Source organism: Paenibacillus lutrae (assembly GCF_009757775.1).
GTDB classification, from domain to species: Bacteria; Bacillota; Bacilli; order Paenibacillales; family NBRC-103111; genus Paenibacillus_F; species Paenibacillus_F lutrae.
In genome coordinates this window covers 489434-509559 of the sequence record NZ_RHLK01000003.1, presented here as the reverse complement: position 1 = coordinate 509559, position 20126 = coordinate 489434, and the positions used below count along the sequence as shown (strand labels likewise).

Annotated in this window: 24 protein-coding genes and 1 pseudogene; 24 read left to right on the top strand and 1 reads right to left on the bottom strand. The window is 44.6% G+C overall.

Features of this window, described 5'->3' with window-relative positions; all coding sequences use genetic code 11:
* Positions 1-2 precede the first annotated feature (2 nt).
* A pseudogene (locus tag EDM21_RS24930) lies at positions 3-167 on the top strand (cysteine synthase A); the annotation flags it as partial.
* Between the two features lie 140 nt (positions 168-307).
* Positions 308-976, top strand: coding sequence for an MBL fold metallo-hydrolase (locus tag EDM21_RS08410; RefSeq protein ID WP_157334571.1), 669 nt, complete (start codon positions 308-310; stop codon positions 974-976).
* Between the two features lie 213 nt (positions 977-1189).
* Here EDM21_RS08410 and EDM21_RS08405 read toward each other — a convergent pair whose 3' ends face one another.
* Positions 1190-1801: a copper amine oxidase N-terminal domain-containing protein gene (locus tag EDM21_RS08405; protein ID WP_157334569.1), complete on the bottom strand. Its 612-nt coding sequence runs from the start codon at positions 1799-1801 to the stop codon at positions 1190-1192.
* A 1072-nt stretch (positions 1802-2873) separates the two neighbouring features.
* Here EDM21_RS08405 and sigK point away from each other — a divergent pair.
* From sigK to EDM21_RS08300, 22 genes are all read left to right on the top strand, one after another.
* Positions 2874-3575, top strand: coding sequence for an RNA polymerase sporulation sigma factor SigK (sigK, locus tag EDM21_RS08400; protein WP_157334567.1), 702 nt, complete (start codon positions 2874-2876; stop codon positions 3573-3575).
* A 143-nt stretch (positions 3576-3718) separates the two neighbouring features.
* Positions 3719-5809 (top strand): methyl-accepting chemotaxis protein, encoded by a 2091-nt coding sequence (locus EDM21_RS08395; RefSeq protein WP_157334565.1) that lies wholly within the window; start codon positions 3719-3721, stop codon positions 5807-5809.
* Positions 5810-6078: 269 nt separating this feature from the next.
* Positions 6079-7044, top strand: coding sequence for a hypothetical protein (locus tag EDM21_RS08390; RefSeq protein WP_157334563.1), 966 nt, complete (start codon positions 6079-6081; stop codon positions 7042-7044).
* A gap of 270 nt (positions 7045-7314) precedes the next feature.
* The gene (locus tag EDM21_RS08385; protein WP_157334561.1) at positions 7315-8277 is read left to right on the top strand and encodes an acetylxylan esterase; all 963 of its coding nucleotides are present in this window, start codon (positions 7315-7317) and stop codon (positions 8275-8277) included.
* A gap of 208 nt (positions 8278-8485) precedes the next feature.
* A complete protein-coding gene (locus EDM21_RS08380; RefSeq protein WP_157334559.1) occupies positions 8486-9178 on the top strand; it encodes a class I SAM-dependent methyltransferase in 693 nt (230 codons plus the stop codon).
* Between the two features lie 162 nt (positions 9179-9340).
* Entirely contained in the window at positions 9341-9829 is a 489-nt protein-coding gene (locus tag EDM21_RS08375) for a transporter (protein WP_157334557.1), read from the top strand.
* A 72-nt stretch (positions 9830-9901) separates the two neighbouring features.
* Positions 9902-10024, top strand: a complete 123-nt coding sequence (locus EDM21_RS25200; protein ID WP_268893064.1) for a hypothetical protein — start codon at positions 9902-9904, stop codon at positions 10022-10024.
* Positions 10025-10134: 110 nt separating this feature from the next.
* Positions 10135-10650 (top strand): P-loop NTPase family protein, encoded by a 516-nt coding sequence (locus EDM21_RS08370; protein WP_157334555.1) that lies wholly within the window; start codon positions 10135-10137, stop codon positions 10648-10650.
* A 406-nt stretch (positions 10651-11056) separates the two neighbouring features.
* A complete protein-coding gene (locus EDM21_RS08365; RefSeq protein ID WP_157334553.1) occupies positions 11057-11938 on the top strand; it encodes an alpha/beta fold hydrolase in 882 nt (293 codons plus the stop codon).
* A gap of 13 nt (positions 11939-11951) precedes the next feature.
* Positions 11952-12356 (top strand): VOC family protein, encoded by a 405-nt coding sequence (locus EDM21_RS08360; RefSeq protein ID WP_157334551.1) that lies wholly within the window; start codon positions 11952-11954, stop codon positions 12354-12356.
* Positions 12357-12493: 137 nt separating this feature from the next.
* Complete coding sequence (locus EDM21_RS25485) at positions 12494-12613, top strand: HAD hydrolase family protein (RefSeq protein WP_157334948.1); 120 nt, start codon at positions 12494-12496, stop codon at positions 12611-12613.
* Positions 12614-12615: 2 nt separating this feature from the next.
* The gene (locus tag EDM21_RS08350; protein ID WP_157334549.1) at positions 12616-12732 is read left to right on the top strand and encodes an HAD hydrolase family protein; all 117 of its coding nucleotides are present in this window, start codon (positions 12616-12618) and stop codon (positions 12730-12732) included.
* A gap of 22 nt (positions 12733-12754) precedes the next feature.
* Positions 12755-13300, top strand: coding sequence for a GNAT family N-acetyltransferase (locus EDM21_RS08345; protein ID WP_157334547.1), 546 nt, complete (start codon positions 12755-12757; stop codon positions 13298-13300).
* Positions 13301-14134: a phosphotransferase gene (locus EDM21_RS08340; RefSeq protein WP_157334545.1), complete on the top strand. Its 834-nt coding sequence runs from the start codon at positions 13301-13303 to the stop codon at positions 14132-14134.
* 166 nt (positions 14135-14300) lie between these two features.
* Complete coding sequence (locus EDM21_RS08335) at positions 14301-14636, top strand: hypothetical protein (RefSeq protein WP_157334543.1); 336 nt, start codon at positions 14301-14303, stop codon at positions 14634-14636.
* A 39-nt stretch (positions 14637-14675) separates the two neighbouring features.
* On the top strand, positions 14676-15236 hold the full coding sequence (locus EDM21_RS08330) for a GNAT family N-acetyltransferase (protein WP_157334541.1): 561 nt from the start codon (positions 14676-14678) through the stop codon (positions 15234-15236).
* Positions 15237-15511: 275 nt separating this feature from the next.
* A complete protein-coding gene (locus tag EDM21_RS08325) occupies positions 15512-16543 on the top strand; it encodes a serine hydrolase domain-containing protein (RefSeq protein ID WP_157334539.1) in 1032 nt (343 codons plus the stop codon).
* Positions 16544-16558: 15 nt separating this feature from the next.
* Positions 16559-17119, top strand: a complete 561-nt coding sequence (locus EDM21_RS08320; protein WP_166541893.1) for a GNAT family N-acetyltransferase — start codon at positions 16559-16561, stop codon at positions 17117-17119.
* 243 nt (positions 17120-17362) lie between these two features.
* A complete protein-coding gene (locus EDM21_RS08315; protein WP_201280762.1) occupies positions 17363-17881 on the top strand; it encodes a hypothetical protein in 519 nt (172 codons plus the stop codon).
* A gap of 70 nt (positions 17882-17951) precedes the next feature.
* On the top strand, positions 17952-18500 hold the full coding sequence (locus EDM21_RS08310) for a GNAT family N-acetyltransferase (RefSeq protein ID WP_157334537.1): 549 nt from the start codon (positions 17952-17954) through the stop codon (positions 18498-18500).
* A gap of 68 nt (positions 18501-18568) precedes the next feature.
* Positions 18569-19219 (top strand): HAD family hydrolase, encoded by a 651-nt coding sequence (locus tag EDM21_RS08305; protein ID WP_157334536.1) that lies wholly within the window; start codon positions 18569-18571, stop codon positions 19217-19219.
* A 172-nt stretch (positions 19220-19391) separates the two neighbouring features.
* The gene (locus tag EDM21_RS08300; RefSeq protein ID WP_157334534.1) at positions 19392-20099 is read left to right on the top strand and encodes a DUF1361 domain-containing protein; all 708 of its coding nucleotides are present in this window, start codon (positions 19392-19394) and stop codon (positions 20097-20099) included.
* The last annotated feature ends 27 nt before the right edge of the window (positions 20100-20126 follow it).

Genomic DNA, 20126 nt, shown 5'->3' with positions numbered 1-20126 from the left:
GTGAAGGGCTGCTGGTTGGCATTTCTTCAGGTACTACTGTATATGCAGCAACTCAACTCGCAAAATTCCCGCAAAACAAAGGAAAGAATATTATCGTTGTACTTGCAGATACGGGCGAAAGATATTTGTCTACAGATATCTTTGAGGATAATAGTTTGATTGATTAAGAAGTCAAACTCCCGGTTTGAAGCTCCGTCTGTGATTGATTCAGCGGGAGTTTTTTTATGTTACGAAGCACGGGCAAAACATTGACCCATCTGTCACGGTTGCCGGAAGGCTATGTTACTACTCGGGAGGAATTATACTTATGAATGAAGTGTTCCCACTGCGGACAGTTTCACAGCCATTCATTAATTATAGCTATATTATTTTCGATCCAAGGAGTCGTGCCTCTTTACTAGTTGACCCCTCTTGGGAGTTAGGCACAATTGTAAATAAGCTAAATGAATTGCAAGCCGATTTAAAGGGTATTTTGCTGACGCACTCCCACTATGATCATGTAAATCTGGTTGCGCAGCTGACAGCGATCTATCATTGTGACGTATTTATTTCAGTCAAAGAGATAGAGGACTATGGATTCAAGTGCAATAATTTGAAGGGCGTTAACGATTATGAAGTGTTATCTTTCGAAGGAATCACCGTGACATGTCTGCATACCCCGGGGCATTCCTCAGGCAGTATGTGCTTTTTGCTCTCTGAAAGTATTTTTACAGGGGATACCGTATTTATCGAAGGCTGCGGCAGTTGCAGTTCCCAAGGCGGTTCAGCTGAGGATATGTTCAAAAGCATTCAAAGACTAAAATCCATTATCGCTCCACATGTACGTGTATATCCGGGCCACTCATTCGGTAGTAAGGTCGGCGAGCCCTTTAATAATCTGTTTAATCAAAACATTTATTTTCAAATTGATTCAATGAAACAATTTATTGATTTCAGAATGAGACCGAATCAAAGTAACTTATTTAAGTTTTGTTAGTAATATGGAGGTGTGGTATGGGCAAATTAATTGTATTCATGACAACCTTGGGAAGTATTGGATAAATAGGTTTATTTTCAACTCAAGACCCCATTCTACATATACTTACATCCCGTTTAATCACATTTTCCTATACACGATATAGGGCTATTGTATCGAATTGTTGTTTAAGTCAAAAAGCCCTCTGGATGAGGGCTTTTTGCTTAGTATTATTTATGGATTCCAGTCCTCGTTCTCTACTTCTTCTTCCATCCATTCCTGTATAAGCGTGTCCATAAATTGACTCTCTATTAATTTTCCGTTTAAAAAAGCACGAGCATCTTCTGTAGTTCCCGATATAGTTTGACCCATCATATCAGCGAAAACAAAATCAGTTGTCCCCAGAGTGATAGCATGTTTCGCTATTTCCTTGACTACTTCCTTATATTTATCTTCGTTCCCCATAAAGAATAGCCCCTCATAAATAGCAATGAATTGTGTGTATCCAGATCCATCCGTATGATAGTCCAAAGAATGAATATTGTGGGTCTTCAAATGTTTTGCTATCTCATCCATGCTTTTTAAAGTGGGTGAAGGTGCTATTTCCGCGGTATAAGCATCCGGATCCCACTTCACCTCAGCTCCCAGCGACTCAGCCACTGCCCTCACAGGCAGCATTGTAGTGCCATCCAAGTTTATTCCCGGAACATCACTGCTCACATCATGACCGTTAACTTTGACCTTTACGATGGAGTGTCCTTTGTAACTCCCATTGATGCTTGAGGCAGATATGACCCCGGCAAAGATGCTTAAGACTGCTACCATAGAAATAACTTTCATTTTCATTTTAAGACCCCATTCTATAAAATATTTACAATCATATTGAAGCATATTTTTCCAATATACGATATAGCTCTGAGAATAAACTAGTTCGACAAAAGATGAGTTTCCAGGAATGGAAATATGTTATTTTTTAGAACTATTTTACTATTTCGCTCCCCCTCAAGTTAGGGTTATCCTTAAACAATGGTTGATTAATTCATCCGGTATAAAATTATTGGAGGTTTGCTTTTAATGAAAAAAATGTGGTCAGAGTCTTCCCCCAACTACGAAGCACAGGAACTAATATAATATTCCATGAACAAAGATTGCTTACTTATTGTTTCGTCGCTTGTGTTCCTTCTAGGCGGATGTCAAGATAAACCCGCAAGTACTCATGTAAATCATGTTACACCTAGCATTAGTTCGAGCGCGTCGCCCACCGCATCTGTTCCTCCTGAGACTCTGGATGGCACGTATTTTCCTGATCAAATGTGTTTATCGTACATGATTTCACCATCTCACACCAAGAAGGAAGCCCTGATCTTATCTATACGCTTCGTTATCAGTTTGGCGATATTCCAGCTCAGTTTCTATTAAAAGATGGACATAAGTATTACTTTAAACTTAAATTTCCGAAAGAATTATCTGATTTATTCGTAGAATCTGAGACTGCTGCTGTTGAAGGGCCTCGGGTGTCAGGTAGTCATGAGATACACAACGTTGATTTAAAGGGCAAACTAAAGCCCGGTTTGTCTCAAGACCCAAACTCTCTGTTAAACAATAAGAGTAATTACGTGTTGTCCATTTACGAGGACCTCGACTTTGCTGCTAAAGTTATTCATAATGTAATGCCGAATAATCAAGTAAAAGTACACGGATTCTTAAATTAATTAACAGACCAAGGACCTTCCAATTATTAAACTGGAAGGTCCTTAGTGCTATTAGATCGAAATATAACCATGGACAAGATAAGCGTGCTTTTCACCAAACATCTTACCTTAGTACAGGCACGTGTAGGCACCTGCCCTCATACAATAAAAGGACCGCACCCGATGGATGGTGGTTCGTAAGGGAATTGAAGCAGGAGGTGTCATCGTTGCCCGGACTGTTTAGCGCCATTGCTTTTTTTATTAAGGAACTGACACTGCTGGTTTCATACGTCAAAAACAATGCGTTTCCGCAGCCTCTCACGGAGGCGGAGGAAAGCAAATACCTGCAGCTAATGGCGGAAGGCCATGCACATGCCCGCAATCTGCTGATCGAGCATAATCTGCGGCTGGTGGCGCACATCGTGAAGAAGTTCGACAACACCGGTGAGGATCTCGAGGACCTGATCTCGATCGGGACGATCGGACTCATTAAAGCGATCGAAAGCTTCTCCCCGACGAAGGGAACGAAGCTTGCAACTTTTGCGGCCCGGTGTATAGAAAATGAAATTTTGATGCATTTGAGATCGCTCAAAAAGACTCGCAAGGATGTTTCACTGCATGATCCGATTGGGACGGATAAAGAAGGAAATGAAATTACGCTAATCGACATCTTAGGGACGGAAGCGGACGATGTTGTCGATAAGGTCCAGCTCAAAATCGAGAAAAGTAAAATTTACCGAAACCTTGATATATTGGATGAACGGGAGAAAGAGGTTGTTGTAGGGCGGTTCGGGCTCGAGCACGGCGGGGAAGAGCGGACCCAGCGGGAAATTGCCAAGGAACTGGGTATTTCGCGTTCTTATGTGTCCCGGATTGAGAAGCGGGCTTTGATGAAGCTGTATCACGAGTTTTACAAAGCAAAGCGGTAAGAAACTTCATAACGAGTCAAAAAGCCCCTTGTTTAAGAGGCTTTTTTTCATATTTCAACGATATTTATTACTAAACAATTATAGGAGTTGTGACGATATTAAGGGTAATCTAAATTCCAGCACGAGACTAGGTGGAGGTTCTAATGAAAACTTATCATTCAAAGGGAAGTCGCAAAATCTTCCAAAAGATCAATCTGACCGGATTATTTGCCAAAATTATGCTGATATCGGTCGCATGTATGGTGATTCCTATGCTAATCGCCCTATGGTATGCAAGCAGCTCGTCGGGCGATTCCTTGGAGGAAGAAGCAAGGGAATCCATGATGAACATTGTCTCGGAGAAGGTTCATCAGGTGGATTTGGCCTTCAACAATTTGTCGCTGAGCTCTTCCTCTATTGCGAACAATCCTTTTCTGGTCAATACGTTCAAGGAAATGAAGAAAACCGGCAATTCCAAATCGGAGAATGCTGCGAACACGTCCGCCTATCTCGGCAAGATTTTAACGGACTCTAATGGTTTATATGAAAATATTTATGCCGCCTACAATAGTGTCATCGTGTCCGACGGTATCGGCGGCCAGTCTTTGGATATCGACATAGGTGTTGCGGATTTGGATGCCGCCCTCCTGGAGGGAATAAAGAAAGCTCCTGTTCTGTACGGTCCTGTCCAATCTCCTGTAACCGGCGGACCTATTATGGCGCTTCTGGCCCAAATTCCAGACGGCAGCACGGGGGACAAGCCTTCTATTGTCGGGACAGCAGTTGATTTGACGAAGTTGTCGACGAATATCGTCAGGACAACACAAGAAGGCAATGTCAAGACATATATGATCAATTCAGCCGGTGTTCTCGTTGCTGCAGAAGATGCTAGTCAAGTGCTGAAATTTGATATGGCCAAAGCCGAGGGAGATATCCCCGCTTTCTTCAAGGAAGTAAGTGCAAACAAAAATGGCCTGGGCTATTTCACTTTGGATGGTCAGAAGCAAATCGCTTCTTACGGTAAATCGACTCTGCAGGACATGTATATTATTTCTTTCAAGCCAGTTGATGAATATATGCAGAATGTTTCTAACCTGCAGCAAGGACTTGTTGTGGTTATCCTCGGCAGCATTATTGTGTTCGCTGCGATTCTCATTCTGCTGTCATACCGGATTACGACGCCGATTAAAGTCGCAACCGAGCACTTGAAAGTTATCGCCAGCGGGGACTTGTCTCATCCGGTTCCGCAGAAACATATGCAAGCCAGAGATGAGACTGGCATACTAATGCAGTCCATGCACACCATGCAGACATCGGTCAGCGAGATGATCCGCACGATTGTGCAAGAGTCGGACAAGCTTGGCCGTTCGGTAACGGCAGTAAGCAGTCACCTCACCGATCTCAACAGTCAAATTCAGGATGTGTCGGGGACAACGGAGCAAATGGCCGCAGCGATGGAAGAAACAGCCGCATCGACGGAAGAGATGGACCATTCTTCGGTGAATATCCGGCAGTCGGTCCGTATGATCTCGGATAAAGCGAAGCAGGGTGAAGAGATTTCTAAGGAAGTCAGCGAACGGGCCGAGAATTTGCGTAAAACTGCCGTCACCTCATCGGAGCGTGCGGTTCAGGTTGGCGAGGAGATGAGGATGAACCTCGGCAGCGCCATTGAGCAGTCCAAGGCCGTCGAGCAAATTCAGGTGCTGGCAAATTCTATTCTGGAGATTACGGCACAAACGAATCTCCTGGCCCTGAATGCGAACATTGAGGCAGCGAGAGCCGGCGAAGCCGGAAGAGGTTTTGCTGTGGTAGCCGGTGAAATTCGCAAGCTGGCTGAGGTATCCGGACAATCGGCCAACAAAATCCGTGATGTAGTCCAAATCGTGACCTCCTCTGTGGAGAACCTGAAGAACAACTCGGAGAATATGCTTGAATTTATTGATGGGACCGTTATCAAAGATTATAATGCGATGGTTGAGACCGGCCGGCAATATCACCGTGATGCGGAATTCTATGAGAATTTGCTAGGAGATTTTAATTCAACCTCGCATGAATTGAGCAAAGCGATACAGAATATGACACTCACGATTAACGAAATTTCCATAGCCAACAACGAATCGGCTGAAGGAACCGGGAACATTTCGGATAAAGCAAGCATTGCCTTGAAAAGTTCCAACAAAGTGTTGGAGATTGCAGGCGATACCAAAGAAAGTGCGGAGCAGTTGAAACAAACGATTGCTAACTTCAAAGTATAATTGTTGCCGTGGCACGTAATAAATGAAAGACGCCTCCGACCCTATAGGGGAAGGAAGCGTCTTTTTATTGTATGTCATACAGAGGAATTTTTAGTTGCTAAATATCAAAAATAGAGTTGAATTATGTAATTGCCATTTAATAGTAAACGAACTATTATTTATGGTAGTGATTGTCTGTTAATAGGTAATCACTTAGTGACACTCATCAAGAAACACTTGTTAACCCAAATGAAATTAGCAACTAATCTGGTCTGGAGGAGGAAGTGATTATGTTCCAGGATATGCAGCCTGTTAGAGGAATAAGTACGGATTGTCTGCAAGATATGATTATAACCCTATGCAATTATTGGAATAGGGATTATGAATTGGCGTTCTCTGAAACGATGGGATTTAACTTCATATGGGCGGAAGACAAGTTAATCGGAGAGTGTGTGACTAATTCAAGAACCACCTCATTTGATTTGCTTCAAGATTATCATGGTGTTGCTGTGCAGGAGCATATATTCCCAACTTCTCATGACGTTTTCAAGATGATAACGGCTAGTCTGGAGAATCGGCAGGCGATTCTTATTCAATTGGATTCGTTCTGGAATCCGTGGGGCAATGCGCACGCCTATCAGCAGGAACATAACTATCATCACGCCTGTCTTGTAGTGGGAGTGGAGAAGGACCAGACCGACCTTTACTGCGTGGACTCTACATTCAGTAATCAAATAGAGAGACTGCCGATCGATCACTTTTTCCAAGGGAATAACGGAAGGGCGGCAACGATTGAACGGATAGCGCCGGTCCATACGGATTTATCGGAAGCATACGGTAGAATCAGGACGAGCGTAATTCAGGATAATCACTATGAAGCTTTTTATGATCTCGCGGACGCTTTTGAAAAGAAGATGAACTTGGATCAGGAGATTGCGGGCTGTCATGAATTATGGGATGCTCCAATATTTCAGAAGATAGATACGATCTATTTCGGCAGAAATTATCATTCGAAAGCTCTCCAATATTTAGCTTCACACAATCCTCTTCCTTCCCTGCACAAAACTTTAGAGGCGCTTCTGCCGCTAGCGAGCAGATTGGCCATCCAATGGGAGATCACGCAGAAAAATCTCATCAAATACTACTATGTAAACACAGCCGGTAAGGATGCCATTTATAGACCCAAGATAGCCGGCATCATCCGCGAAAATGCTAAGCTGGAAGAAGAATTCTTCAACCTGTATAGGCTGGCCTAATCAGCGAGTAACCTTCAATTAATAGGTCCCCTATTGAGTTTTTCTTGTTTCGCATCTTAATTTTGTGAACAGGACTCCTAAAATAATGAAGATCTTGAAAGGGTCTCTAAGATTAGTGAATAAACGGCGTGAATTCGTTCGTGTCCTCTGTGCATCGGGTTTTTTATAATTAAGAAAAGAACTTACGATCACTCATCAAAAGGTAACGCTTACACATCCATTACTGCTGCTCAGGGGATTTGTAAGAATAGACCGCAGAGGAGAATGACCATGCCATTAGTTGATATGCCGCTGTCTCAGTTAACAAGCTATGAAGGATGCAATCCGCGCCCGGATGATTTCGATGTCTATTGGCGGCAAGCTCTGGAGGAAATGCGGTCGACCGACCCCCGAGTGGAGCTGGTGCCTGCTGATTATCAGATGCCATTCGCCGAATGTTATCACTTATATTTTACCGGTGTGAATGGCGCGCGCATTCATGCTAAGTATGCCAGGCCTAAGACTTCTACAGGCCCTCATCCGGCTGTCCTGCAGTTCCATGGCTATAAGGGCTGCAGCGGGGACTGGAGTGAAATTATGCTCTATCCCGCCATGGGGTATTCCATTGCCTGGCTGGACGTCCGAGGCCAAGGAGGGCTGTCCGAGGATACCGGCGGCGTAATCGGCAATACTCACCGCGGTCACATTATCCGCGGTCTTTACGATGAAGATCCGAACAAACTCTTCTTCCGGCATGTGTTCCTGGATACGGCGCAGCTAGCCGGGATCGTGATGAGCTTGGATGAGGTCGATGAGAACCGTGTCGGCGCTACCGGCTGGTCGCAGGGCGGGGCGCTGACCATTGCCTGCGCAGCGCTGGAGCCCCGAATACGCAAAGCCGCACCGGTCTACCCGTTCCTCAGCGATTACAAGCGGGTGTGGGATATGGATTTGTGCGAGAACGAATATATAGAGCTCAAAACATTCTTCCGTTACTTCGACCCGCAGCACGAGCGGGAAGAGGAATTCTTCACCCGGCTCGGCTACATTGACATCCAGCACCTGGCTTCCCGGATCCGGGCGGAGGTACTAGCGGGTGTCGGACTTCAAGACGTCATTTGCCCGCCTTCCACACAGTTTGCGGCTTTCAACAAAATCCGAACGAAGGTAAAGCTTGAAATCTTCCCCGATTTCGGACATGAGCCGCTTCCCGGCATGGGGGACAAAATCGTACGATTCCTGAGTGATTTATAAAAAAGCAGCCACCTAACCGATATCCGCTTAGGTGGCTTTACTTTTTCCAAAGACGAGTTGGAGATTGCTGACTTAGATAGATCGTTATAATTCGTGATGGTTCGCGATAGATACAGCCTATAAAAGGGATAGTTTTTATATATTATATGAATAATTGGTTTTGACATATGATGGAACTAAATATTTGAGACGATTCGAGGTGGGCTGTTTGGAAAGCCGGCAGGAGATTAGCAGCAAATTTAATGAGGTTGCCCATGCATACGATCAACAAAGAAGAAAACTGATCCCGTGTTTTGATGATTTCTATGATACGGCCGTATCGCTTGCGGATGTAAGCGCAAGTTCCCCTCACATTCTAGATCTAGGAGCCGGTACGGGGCTATTTTCATCCATGCTGCTCAGAAGATATCCCAAAGCTAAATTTACACTCATCGATTTATCCCCTAAAATGCTGGAAATTGCGAAGTCCAGATTCCATGAATCTGCTGATGTCACTTATCTCGTGGAGGATTACACCAATTTCGCTGCGCCAGGTAAGTTTGATCTGATCATTTCGGCCCTTTCGATTCACCATCTGTCGGATACGGGCAAACGGACAATTTACCGGAATGCTTATGCGAATCTGAAACCGGGCGGCATCCTTATTAATGCGGATCAAGTTCTCGGAGCGACTCCGTTTATTGAATCTCTGTATACAAATAACTGGAAAAGTAAAGTTGAAGCGAGCGGCCTGGCTAGAGATGAACTTGACTCTGCTTATGAAAGAACAAGGCTGGATAGAATGTCCGCTCTGGAGACTCAGATCAATTGGCTGAAGGAAATCGGCTTCTCTGACGCAGATTGTGTGTATAAGAATTTCAACTTCGTTGTTATGTTTGGAAGGAAACGATCAGGAGGCTGAACATGGATTCGTCGATCCGGGGCCGTTGCTGATTCTCCGTGATTGAGTGAAGGCAACTATCCACGATTAATTGAAGCAGGATCCGGTACATCCGCCCAGTCGCCCACACACACTCCGGCATACAGTATATTAGCCTACTTCAGAAAAGGGAGTGTACCACTCATGAGTTATCAACAACCGCAAGGACCGTTCATCTCTTCCCAAGGTTCGCAAGGTTTGCAAGGCATTCCGGGATTCCAGGGAATGTTCCCGCAGACGCAGGGGCCATTTGCCCCGCCTCCAGGCCCTCCGGGATTCGGCCCGGGACCCGGAGGCCCCGGCGGACCGGGATTTGGACCCGGACCAGGCGGGTTTCCCGGATTTCCGGGGCAGGGACCTCAGGGGCCGCAAGGGCCTCAAGGCCAGCAACCGCCGACCTCGCCGCCGCCGCAATTTGAGCCGCAGCAGGTCTCGACTTTTGCGGTAGATCCGGGTTCTATTAGGGGATGTTTATTCCGCAATACATTCGTATGGCTGGTAGACGGCAGCCGCTTCTGGTTCTACCCGACTTTCGTCGGACGCACTTCGGTCTCCGGTTTCCGGTGGATCGGATGGACCTGGGTGTTCTTCGGAATTGATTTAAGACGAATCAGTTCGTTTACCTGCTTCTAGATACGATCAGCAGACTGCTGAAGCTGGACTCAATATTGGCAGGCATCCGCATGTTTGATGCGGGTGTCTTTTTTGTGGAAGAATAAAGAGGAAGTGAAGGCGGTAGAAGCGAACAAAGAACAAACGGAGGCGCGGATGCGATTTAAGGAGGGAGATGAATTTAACCGTCTGAATTTTGATGAAGAAAACGGTTAGGAAGGTGCAAGATGAAGGGGAAGAAGTATGCATGGGTGCAGGCCTATTATTATGAACGTTAGTGGAGCAGTGCGGACATTTCAATGCTTCTGGAAAAAAGGGAGAGAGAGATGAGAATACGAATTATCGGCTCCTGCGGGAGCGGGAAATCGACTGCGGCACGCCAGCTGGCTGCTATGTACGGGATTAACTATTATGAAACAGATAACCTCGTCTGGGATAGAAGTGAGGAGGGCTTACGATATCCTGTTGAGGTAAGAGATCGTATGCTGAGTGACATTGTCCGCCAGGAATCATGGATTATCGAAGGCGTTCATCACAAATGGGGCTTTGAAAGCTTTGAAGCAGCCGAGTATATTTATATTATCCAACCGAATCCTTACATAAGAGATTTACGGGTTGTGCGAAGATTTATTCGAACCCGGTTTGGTTTGGAAGCCTCGAATTACAAGCAAACCCTGTCCAATTTACGAGAGATGATATTTGTCTGGAATAAACAGTATGATGCAGTTGAGCTCAGCGCAATACTAGAGATGACGAAGGTGTTTTCACATAAAGTTTATAGAGTGAAGAACATTCGGGAACTGGTAAGTCATCAATCCGAATGCAGGAAGACCTTTGTTTAGAAGCAAAGGTTTTTTTATTTGGAAAAGAAGGGAAAAATATGCACCGAGGCGAAAAGATTAAGTTGGATGTGAGGGTGAGCCAAAGGGGAAAGTATGTTGATCCGTAGTAAATTTAAAAAATTACTATTTTCAATCTATTGGGATAAAGGATGGTTACGTTCGCCCAGGTTCCAACGAGATCTATTGCATTAATGCATTATTTTCCGCAGTACTATAAAAATTTCTGAGTGATGACATGAGTGTGCAACATGCAAAATATCCTGCACTACGAATTCAAAATTGCAACAGAAAACATATAAAGTAAATGGTACGGCATGATCGCCAGAAAGAATGGCGGGTTAAAGAACGGCCGGAGAAGAATGGACTTGGGCTTGTAATCTAATTTGAGAGCTAGTGAGGGACTTAAATGAGCGTACATACCTTATACAAAAGTGAGGAAGGCAAGAAAAAAATTCATACTTTCTATGAATCGTATTTGGAATTGTTCCAAGCTGATTTCGACAGAGTGTATGTCCAGACGCGCTTCGGTAAGACTCACACTTTAGTGACAGGTCCGGCAGACGGACAGCCGGTCTTTATCCTTCAAGGTGGAAATTGCATAAATCCGATGACCTTATCCTGGTTCTCCGGATTACTGGGGAAGTATAGGATATACGCACCGGATACGATCGGGCATCCCGGATTTAGTGCCGAAACGAGAATCTCGGCTAAGGAGAACAGTTTCGCTCTGTGGATCTCTGATTTGATGGACCACTTCAATGTGGAGAAGAGCGCTTTTATCGGTCCCTCTTATGGCGGAGGAATTATCCTGAGATTAGCCGCTTATATGCCGGAGAAAATTGCTTGCTCGGTACTGGTCGCACCGGCAGGGCTGAAGCTAGGTTCCAAGATGAAAATGATTCAGAAAATATTGCTCCCGATGATCGGCTTCAAAATATTGTCTGCACCGAGTCATTTGCAGAAAATCGCGGATGTCATGTCTTGTAACAGCATGAAAGAAATCGACAAAAGCATTATCGGGGAAATTTTCACCCATGTTAACTTAGAACAAGAGATGCCTAAATTAACCGAGAAGAGTGAGCTGTTGGATTATACTTCTCCAACGATGGTTATCGTGGGCAAAGAAGATATTTTCTTTCCGGCCCACAAAGTGGTGGAGAGGGCCAAAGCGATCATTCCGAATTTGATAACGACTCTCACGTATGAGATGGGTCATTTTCCGTCCGAAGATTTTTTGAAGAAAATGAATCAGGAGATCAAGCAGTTTCTGGATGTGAATTATGGTTAAGGGAGATGTCTCTATGGATCTTTTAAGCCGAATTGACTGTAATTTCATTCCTGTTGGTAATATTCTGGAATCGATAGACTGGTATGTGAACAAGCTTGGCTGTAAATTTATGTGGCATGATGGAGGTTATGCGGCTCTTAACGTTACGGTCCATCATCCCAAGGAAGGTCAAGGGAACATCGTCCTTGGGCAGGCTATGATTACGCTGGTTCAAGCCGATGAAGTACGGCCGTTATACTTTACATTCGATGGACGCAAGCATCCGATAATTAATTTTTTTACCCAGGACATTATGTATACCTGTCAAACCTTTAGAGACAAGGGAATAGACGTTAGTGAGGTTAAGGAATACGGAACATTAAAAAGTTTAGAGTTTATAGACAACAATGGGCATCTTATGGGAGTTTGCAGTTTTTAGACACTTGATTAAACAACGTATATCTAGTAAACGGATCAGAAGCATAATAGACATTAGACAATGAGAGCATCGGGCTCTCTTTTTTTATTTGGCATTGCAGGGAAAATGTGTATAATAGCTGATAATATAAATTAGATCTGGATGGAACCTTACTAAACTCCCAGAAGATAATCTCTCAACGAAATTTGAATGCCATTCATGCGGTCAAAGCGGCAGGGATTGAGATCATTTATTTCAAGCCTGTGGATATTCAGTAGCTATGGGAAATGCCATAGATGAATTAAAAGAATTGGCGACTGAGATTACCGATTCGAATGATCGGGACGGAGCGGCGCTTGTACTGAAAAAAGTCGTGAGTACTTCATCTAGACGATAACAAGTATACGGGGGAGTCATGTATGAAGATAGAAACCCAAAGATTACGGATCCGTGATTTTCGCAAGGAAGACTGGGAAGCTGTACATGAATATGCGTCTAATGCTGAAGTAGCCAAGTATATGATTTGGGGACCGAATAGCGAGGGGGAGACAAAGGCCTTCATCGATCAGCAGCTCACCAAGCAGCAGTCCACCGAACGTACAGATTATGAATTAGCGGTTATTCTGAAAGAAACGAATCAACTAATAGGCGGCTGCGGCCTGTATATCCATGTAACCAACGCTGAAATGGGATATTGTTTCAATCCGGACTATTGGGGGCATGGTTATGCTGCCGAAGCATCCGAGGCACTATTGAAACTAGCATTTGAAACCTTTCATGTCCATAGAGTTTATGCGACATGCCGCCCCGGCAACACAGCATCAGCCAATGTGCTAAGAAGAATCGGGATGACACAAGAAGGGCATCTCAGAGAACATCTGTGGCACAAGGGGACGTTTCATGATTCCTATTTATTTTCAATTCTTGGAGACGAGTATCGGTCTAATAGCGCGGAGGATAAATAAATGAAGCGAATAGGTCAGGGCAGGACGGCCGATATTTTCGAGTACAAGGAAGATCAGATTTTAAAACTATACAACAAGGAATTCTCTGAAGATGCAATCAGACAGGAATTCGAGATCAGCAGCGCCGCATATTCCCTTGGTATACAGACACCGCGGCCATTTCAACTAACAGAGGCAGAAAATAGGCGTGGTATCCTATTTGAACGTATCCCCGGGTCTACTCTGCTCCACAATATGACCAAGAAGCCTTGGCTTATGCCTAAGCACTCGGGAACTTTAGCCGCCTTACATGCTGAACTCCACACTCATGATGCTCCGGGGCTGCTCAGGCAACAAAAGAGCCTTCTAAGTCACTCTATTAAAAGTACGCTACTCCTGACAGAAAAAGAGAAGAATAAGATACTGGCCCACTTGGATGAACTGCCTGACGGGAATAAGCTGTGCCACGGTGACTTTCATCCCGACAACGTGATGATGAATCAGAGCCCCATCATTATCGATTGGATGAATGGAATGTCTGGCAACCCTGCTGGCGATGCGGCCAGAACCATCATTCTAATCACTTGCGGAACCATGCCCGAAGGCACTCCCATCGTCCTTACCGTACTTATTAATGCCCTGAGAAAGTGGATGAAAACCGCATACATGAAAGAATATTTAAGACTTACCGGACTAAATTATACGGACATAGACAAGTGGATACTGCCTGTAGCGGCGGCGAGATTGATGGAGGAGTCTCCAAAAGCTGAGCAAGATAAGTTAGTAGGATTAATCAGAGACCGGTTGAGGGGGATTTCATCTGCGTCTGATCTTGAGCAGGAACAACATGAATAATACCTTCCATAAAGCATTGCTGCTAACTGTAGTTCTTATACTATCCATCAATCTGCTAAGCGTCGGTATAGGTACGATAATCGGAATACTCATTCACCTGCTCCTTTATTACCAAAGAAAAATAATCGCATGATGTAAGAATGATTATAAATTAAAGGGAGCGCAGGTGACTCAGTTGAATTCCCTTAAGAACAGAAGGATTGCCCAAATATCTTTTTATATGGGAATAGGTATGGTCGTGCTTTTTATTGTGACGAACATAATTCTTAATAACCAGGAAAAAGACCGGGATCGATTATATATCTACGATACCCCGGGCATTAGTTGGAAAGAATATGGAATTAACCATACGAATATCGGCATCATTTCAACGAATACACCGGATGCAAGATTTAGAGTGACCCGGTTCCCTACTTTCATTATTACGAGCGGTAATAATAAAGAGATCAAGCTTATTACGAATGAAGTGAATCTTTTAAATGAATATTTGAACAAACAATAGAAATGATTGAAAGCGCATTAGAGCAAAGGGGTGACCAACATGAAAGCAGAAGATGTGTTTAAGGATTTGCCTGTTCTGGAGACCGATAGAACGATTTTAAGAAAGCTTCGATTGGAGGATGCACAAGATATATTTGAATACTGCTCGGATGATGAGGTATCTCAATATACAACCTGGTTTTCCCATCTCACGCTGGAGGATACTGCGGGGTTTATCGAGCGCGTTCTTAACGCTTACCATAATGGGGAAGCTGCGTCATGGGGCATTGAGCACAAGCAGACGGGCAAATTGATCGGCACCTGCGGTTTTGTACATTGGAACATAGCGCATTCAAAAGCGGAATTGGGATATGCTTTATCCGGGAAGTTCTGGAATCAGGGATTTATGTCCGAGGTGACGAGAAGAATTATACAATTTGGTTTTGAAAAGATGGCTCTAGTAAGAATCGAGGCAAGGTGTCATCTGGAGAACAGGGGTTCAGCAAGAGTTATGGAGAAGTCAGGAATGGAGTTCGAAGGGATTTTAAGAAAACACATTTTTACCAAAGGCGAGTACCAGGATGTGAACATGTATTCCATCATTAGAAACAATAACGCTTGATTCGTTTAGAACCATCGCACGGAGAATAACCCTAATGAGCTGTTGTTGTAATTCCGCTTGAGATTGATAGAATGGAGGTTGCAAATGATCTATTTGGTCACACAAACTAAAGTAAGATGGAGAAGTTAATTCGAACTAAAGACGCAGATCGTTATTAAACATACCTTATACTAAGGGAGAACCTGCATCAAGTATGGTCTATAACAGAGTTTATCGGATGGGTCCCCATAGACAGAATTCTCTAAGTCACTTGCATAAAGGATGGGAACAATAAAATGAATTTCACTCACCAAACTATCAATGAACTGATAAAAAAGCAGAATGAAACCTTGCCGTACTCAGGGGCAGTCTTGGTTTACAAAGAGGATGAAGAAGTTTTTGAGCAGGGATACGGTTATGCTAATCGGAGCGAGCGGACTCAGAATACGGCGCACACGAGATTCGCAATGGCATCCGGCTGCAAAATTTTCACTGCGGTTGCCATTTGTCAGCTTGTTCAAGACGGCCGGATCACCTTCGATTCTTATCTTAAAGATTGTGTGGGCGTTCCTTTGCCTGCCTTTGATCCTGAAATCACTATTCATCATTTGCTGACTCACAGCTCAGGAGTACCGGATTATTTTGACGAAGAAGTTATGAGTGATTATGAAGAGTTGTGGACTCACATACCTGCGTACTCTATGCAGTCCCCCCGGGATTTCTTGCCTATGTTTCAGGATAAAGCTATGACCTTCAGTCCTGGCGGGCAATTCTCCTATAACAATTCAGGTTTTATTTTGTTAGGTCTGATTGTTGAGCATGTAACGGGGTTAGAATTTACAACGTATGTAGAGAAGAATATTTTCCAGACATGCGGCATGTCCGATTCCGGATATTTTAGAATGGATCAACTGCCGGAAAGAACTGCCTTAGGGTATATAGATGAAGGAGCAACTTGGAGAACCAATGTGTTCTCGGTTCCTGTCCAAGGAGGGCCTGATGGCGGAGCTTATACAACTGTATATGATTTAGAGAAGTTCTGGAAGGCTCTTTTAAACCATAAATTGCTGACCCCGGCGTATACGGATCTATTATTTACGCCTCATATAAGAGCTTCAGAATATATCTATTACGGGTATGGCGTATGGATAGTTAAGAAGGCCGGCGCTATCTTCAAATACTATGTGATGGGCAGCGATCCCGGGGTGATTATGCATTCATCGGTGTATCCCGAACTTAACATCCATGCTCATATGATGGGGAATATCAACAAAGGCGCAGGATTGATTGCACAAAAGCTAGATGAGCTGATCTATCCTAATCTTTGAAAAGGAGAACGACAAGTGAATCCCATTATGATAGATTGTCCGGATCAATTTGTCACGGAACGGCTGCTGATCAGGTTGCCCATGCCCGGAGACGGTAAAGCGGTTTACGAAGCTGTCATAGCCTCACAGGATGAATTAAAGCTTTGGCTTCCTTTTGCCCGGCAGGAGCAGACTGAAGAGAGCAAAGAAATAAATATAAGAGAAGCCCATCTTAAATTTGTGAAGCGGGAGGATCTTCGATTTCTTCTTTTCCTCAAAGACACCCATGAATTCGTCGGCTCCTCGGGTCTGCATAATCCGAATTGGTCCGTTCCGAAGTTTGAAATCGGCTATTGGTTGGACTCACGCTACACGGGACGAGGCTACATGTCTGAGGCGGTAAAAGGCATTTCCGACTTTGCCTTTCGAGAATTGAAGGCACGCAGGCTTGAAATCCGCTGTGATTTGTTAAACACCAAGAGCCGGGCGATTCCAGAGCGCCTAGGGTTTGAGCTCGAAGGGATTTTGAAGAACGAGGACAGGTCCGTAGACGGTACCCAGTTAAGGGATACTTGTATCTACAGCATGATTAGATAACCCGGATGCATGATAAATTTCCTGCTGAGATAAACTGCTTCTGGCAGTTATCCTGATGGTATTTTTTATTACAAGCATATAATAAGATCATTTTTCTCAAAAATTAATGTTCATAATCGTTTTTGAACCTTTGGTCAATGTGCTGCTGCTGTTACTGCCTGTGTATAAGGGTTGTGACTTTTTGTGAAGCAGGTTAGAAAGAGGAGAGCAGGATAGAATGAGCGAATTTAGTGCAGTTACCATTTGAAGACTAATGATCGTGAAGCGGCGGTCCGATTAATTAAACAATCCGGCAACGAAGGTTATGTGTATGAAGAGAGCAACGGGTGGGTGACTTTCGTAATTGAGGGAGCGGTCTTCGACATCAAGGACTCGGTTATATTTTATAATCCGGGTTATCTGGTGCATTATAGGTACATGGAGGATCACGGATGGCAGTTCAGGATTTTCGACAAGGATGAGATGGTATTTGAGTACACCTGCGACTGGACCGATGAGTTACGGATTGAGAAGAACAGTTATGAATTGGCACTAATAAAAGAATGGATCTATGAGCAAGGGAACTCAGTCGAGGGGTTGGAAGATTTATTTGATGGCACAGCTCATCATTCAGATAGGTCGCCCGCTTACGCGGTCGCGCAGAAAATCGGGTTGGTTCATTACCAATGGCTTTCGGCGAATTACATAGACGCAGATAGATTGCAAGAAGACTGCATACTGGATAGGTATATCCAGAGGAGACAAGAAACCGATCTTAGCTGATCGGGGCAGGCCTACTGCAAGCTTAATTGCAAGCCTGAATTAAAGCAACGAGCAGAGAGGCGGGATGTGGATGATCGTTTTTCAGCAGGGGGAACTAAGTGTCAGGAAGCTCGCACCGGAAGATGCACATTTGCTGGTCAAATGGCTGTCTGATCCAAGGGTACTTGAATACTATGAGGGTCGTGACCGGCCGCATGACCCGGCTCTTGTACAGGAGAATTTCTACAACGATAACGAAGGCGTTACGCCGTGCATCATTGAGTATCAATCGGTTCCGATTGGGTATTTGCAATTTTACAGCATAGAAGAGGAAGAACGAAACGTGTATGGATACGGTGAGAATGAGGCGAACATGATGGGAATGGACCAATTTATCGGGGAAGTGGAATACTGGAATAAAGGCATTGGTTCCCTCCTGGTCGGGGCAACGGTCCAATATCTCATTGAGCATCAAGAAGCCGAGAAGATCATCATGGATCCTCAGACATGGAATACGAGAGCGCTTAAAGTGTATGAAAAGAATGGTTTCACCAAGAAAAAACTGCTGGAAAAACATGAATATCATGAAGGCGAGTGGAGAGATTGCTGGCTCATTGAATTTCAAGCCGTGGGCAAATGACCGCAAGAAACCTTGAAATCGTGCTAAGCTATTTAAGTGAAGCCTGGATTAAACGAAGGAGAGATTGCATGTTCAAAGCGTTTATTTTCGATATGGATGGAGTCATTATTGATAGCGAACCGCTGCATTTCAGAGTAGATGAACAGGTTATTACGAGTTTCGGAGTTGCCGTCACCAAGGAGCAGCTCGAAGAATTCGTCGGAATGACGAATCCGGCCATGTGGGCTCTTTTAAAAGAGCGGTACAGCATGACCCCGACTATCGAAGAAATGATAGCAATCCAATTGGAAATGAAACTGGCGTACCTTCTACATTCGGATGAACATCCTATAGCAGGAATACGGGAGCTCATCGAGGATCTGCACAGCAAGGGGATGAAGATAGGGCTGGCCTCCTCTTCTCCGCGCAGCTTTATTGAAGCCGTCTTATCCAAGTTTAATTTAACTTCGTATTTTGATTGTATGATCAGCGGGGAAGAAGTGGAGCACGGTAAGCCGGCCCCGGATATTTATATCAAGGCGGCAGAACTGCTGGAGACAGATGCCCGCGAATGCATCGTGCTTGAAGACTCGAAGCATGGACTGACAGCGGCACACGCGGCGGGAATGACCTGTATCGGATTCAGGAATCTGAACTCGGGCAATCAAGATTTAAGCCAGGCGGATCATATTGTGAATGCCATTAGTGAAATTGACGACTCCTTATTAAACCGTTTATAAGGGAGCAGCGGCAGTTCTGCCACTGAGTGGTGAATTAGCGCATACAAATTATCGGTTCTGCAGGTGACAGATGAGCGCTGGCATAGTATAAAGGATATATATGGTAAATGGGGGAAGAATTCAAGGAGGTCAGCTTGGCTCTATTCTATCCTGACAAAGGAGCTTGAATAAAATGAATCGGAGCAGCAGGCAAGAGACTTATCAGGTAATTCTTCTGCTGTCGGCGACTTTATTGTGCCTGGGATTAGCAGCTTATCTGCGGTTTGTGACCAACACGAATGTGTATAACTACCTGGCCTGGGACTTCTTCCTGGCTTGGGTCCCGGTCATTCTCTCAGGGACGATAAAGTTTATGTATAGACGGCTCGCAGCCGCTTCCATCAGCAAGCTGGCCACGGGGGTTGTCTTCATCGCCTGGGTGTTCTTTCTGCCGAACTCCGCCTATCTGTTCACAGAAATTCTGCACACTTTCCGATACTTTGATCCCCAGCCGCCGTCTATCAAATTTTGGTTTGATCCCGTTTTCTGGTACAGCCTCTCCGTTACCTTCACTGCGGCCGTAATCGGGCTCCTGCTCTCAGCTTTGTCACTTTATCAAGTTCACAGTTTGATCGTCAGATTTATAGCCCGGGTTTACAGTGGAGCAGCGATTGTTTGTATTGTGCTGTTAAGCAGTATAGGCGTCTATATAGGCCGGTTTATACGCTGGAATAGCTGGGATGTGCTGAATAAGCCGCTAGCTATTATGAAGGATCTACTAGCCGAATCTTCACGGGCAGACAGCCTCATGCCGGAGTTTGTGCTTCTGATGTTCGGAATTCAATTGTTTAGCTATGTGTTCTACTGCGTACTGAGGACGGGGGAGTCCGCAAACGCATAATCCATGAGATGATTCGGACAAGGTCTC

Bases quoted from the DNA above. Each gene is read 5' to 3' on its own strand.
- EDM21_RS08365 (WP_157334553.1), top strand. From the start codon at position 11,057: ATGAGCGTACATACCTTATACAAAAGTGAGGAAGGCAAGAAAAAAATT.
- EDM21_RS08405 (WP_157334569.1), bottom strand. From the start codon at position 1,801: ATGAAAATGAAAGTTATTTCTATGGTAGCAGTCTTAAGCATCTTTGCC.
- EDM21_RS08360 (WP_157334551.1), top strand. From the start codon at position 11,952: ATGGATCTTTTAAGCCGAATTGACTGTAATTTCATTCCTGTTGGTAAT.
- EDM21_RS08375 (WP_157334557.1), top strand. From the start codon at position 9,341: ATGAGTTATCAACAACCGCAAGGACCGTTCATCTCTTCCCAAGGTTCG.
- EDM21_RS08345 (WP_157334547.1), top strand. From the start codon at position 12,755: ATGAAGATAGAAACCCAAAGATTACGGATCCGTGATTTTCGCAAGGAA.
- EDM21_RS08385 (WP_157334561.1), top strand. From the start codon at position 7,315: ATGCCATTAGTTGATATGCCGCTGTCTCAGTTAACAAGCTATGAAGGA.
- EDM21_RS08340 (WP_157334545.1), top strand. From the start codon at position 13,301: ATGAAGCGAATAGGTCAGGGCAGGACGGCCGATATTTTCGAGTACAAG.
- EDM21_RS08390 (WP_157334563.1), top strand. From the start codon at position 6,079: ATGTTCCAGGATATGCAGCCTGTTAGAGGAATAAGTACGGATTGTCTG.
- EDM21_RS08350 (WP_157334549.1), top strand. From the start codon at position 12,616: ATGGGAAATGCCATAGATGAATTAAAAGAATTGGCGACTGAGATTACC.
- EDM21_RS08325 (WP_157334539.1), top strand. From the start codon at position 15,512: ATGAATTTCACTCACCAAACTATCAATGAACTGATAAAAAAGCAGAAT.
- EDM21_RS08410 (WP_157334571.1), top strand. From the start codon at position 308: ATGAATGAAGTGTTCCCACTGCGGACAGTTTCACAGCCATTCATTAAT.
- EDM21_RS08300 (WP_157334534.1), top strand. From the start codon at position 19,392: ATGAATCGGAGCAGCAGGCAAGAGACTTATCAGGTAATTCTTCTGCTG.
- EDM21_RS08330 (WP_157334541.1), top strand. From the start codon at position 14,676: ATGAAAGCAGAAGATGTGTTTAAGGATTTGCCTGTTCTGGAGACCGAT.
- EDM21_RS08310 (WP_157334537.1), top strand. From the start codon at position 17,952: ATGATCGTTTTTCAGCAGGGGGAACTAAGTGTCAGGAAGCTCGCACCG.
- EDM21_RS08370 (WP_157334555.1), top strand. From the start codon at position 10,135: ATGAGAATACGAATTATCGGCTCCTGCGGGAGCGGGAAATCGACTGCG.
- EDM21_RS08305 (WP_157334536.1), top strand. From the start codon at position 18,569: ATGTTCAAAGCGTTTATTTTCGATATGGATGGAGTCATTATTGATAGC.
- EDM21_RS08395 (WP_157334565.1), top strand. From the start codon at position 3,719: ATGAAAACTTATCATTCAAAGGGAAGTCGCAAAATCTTCCAAAAGATC.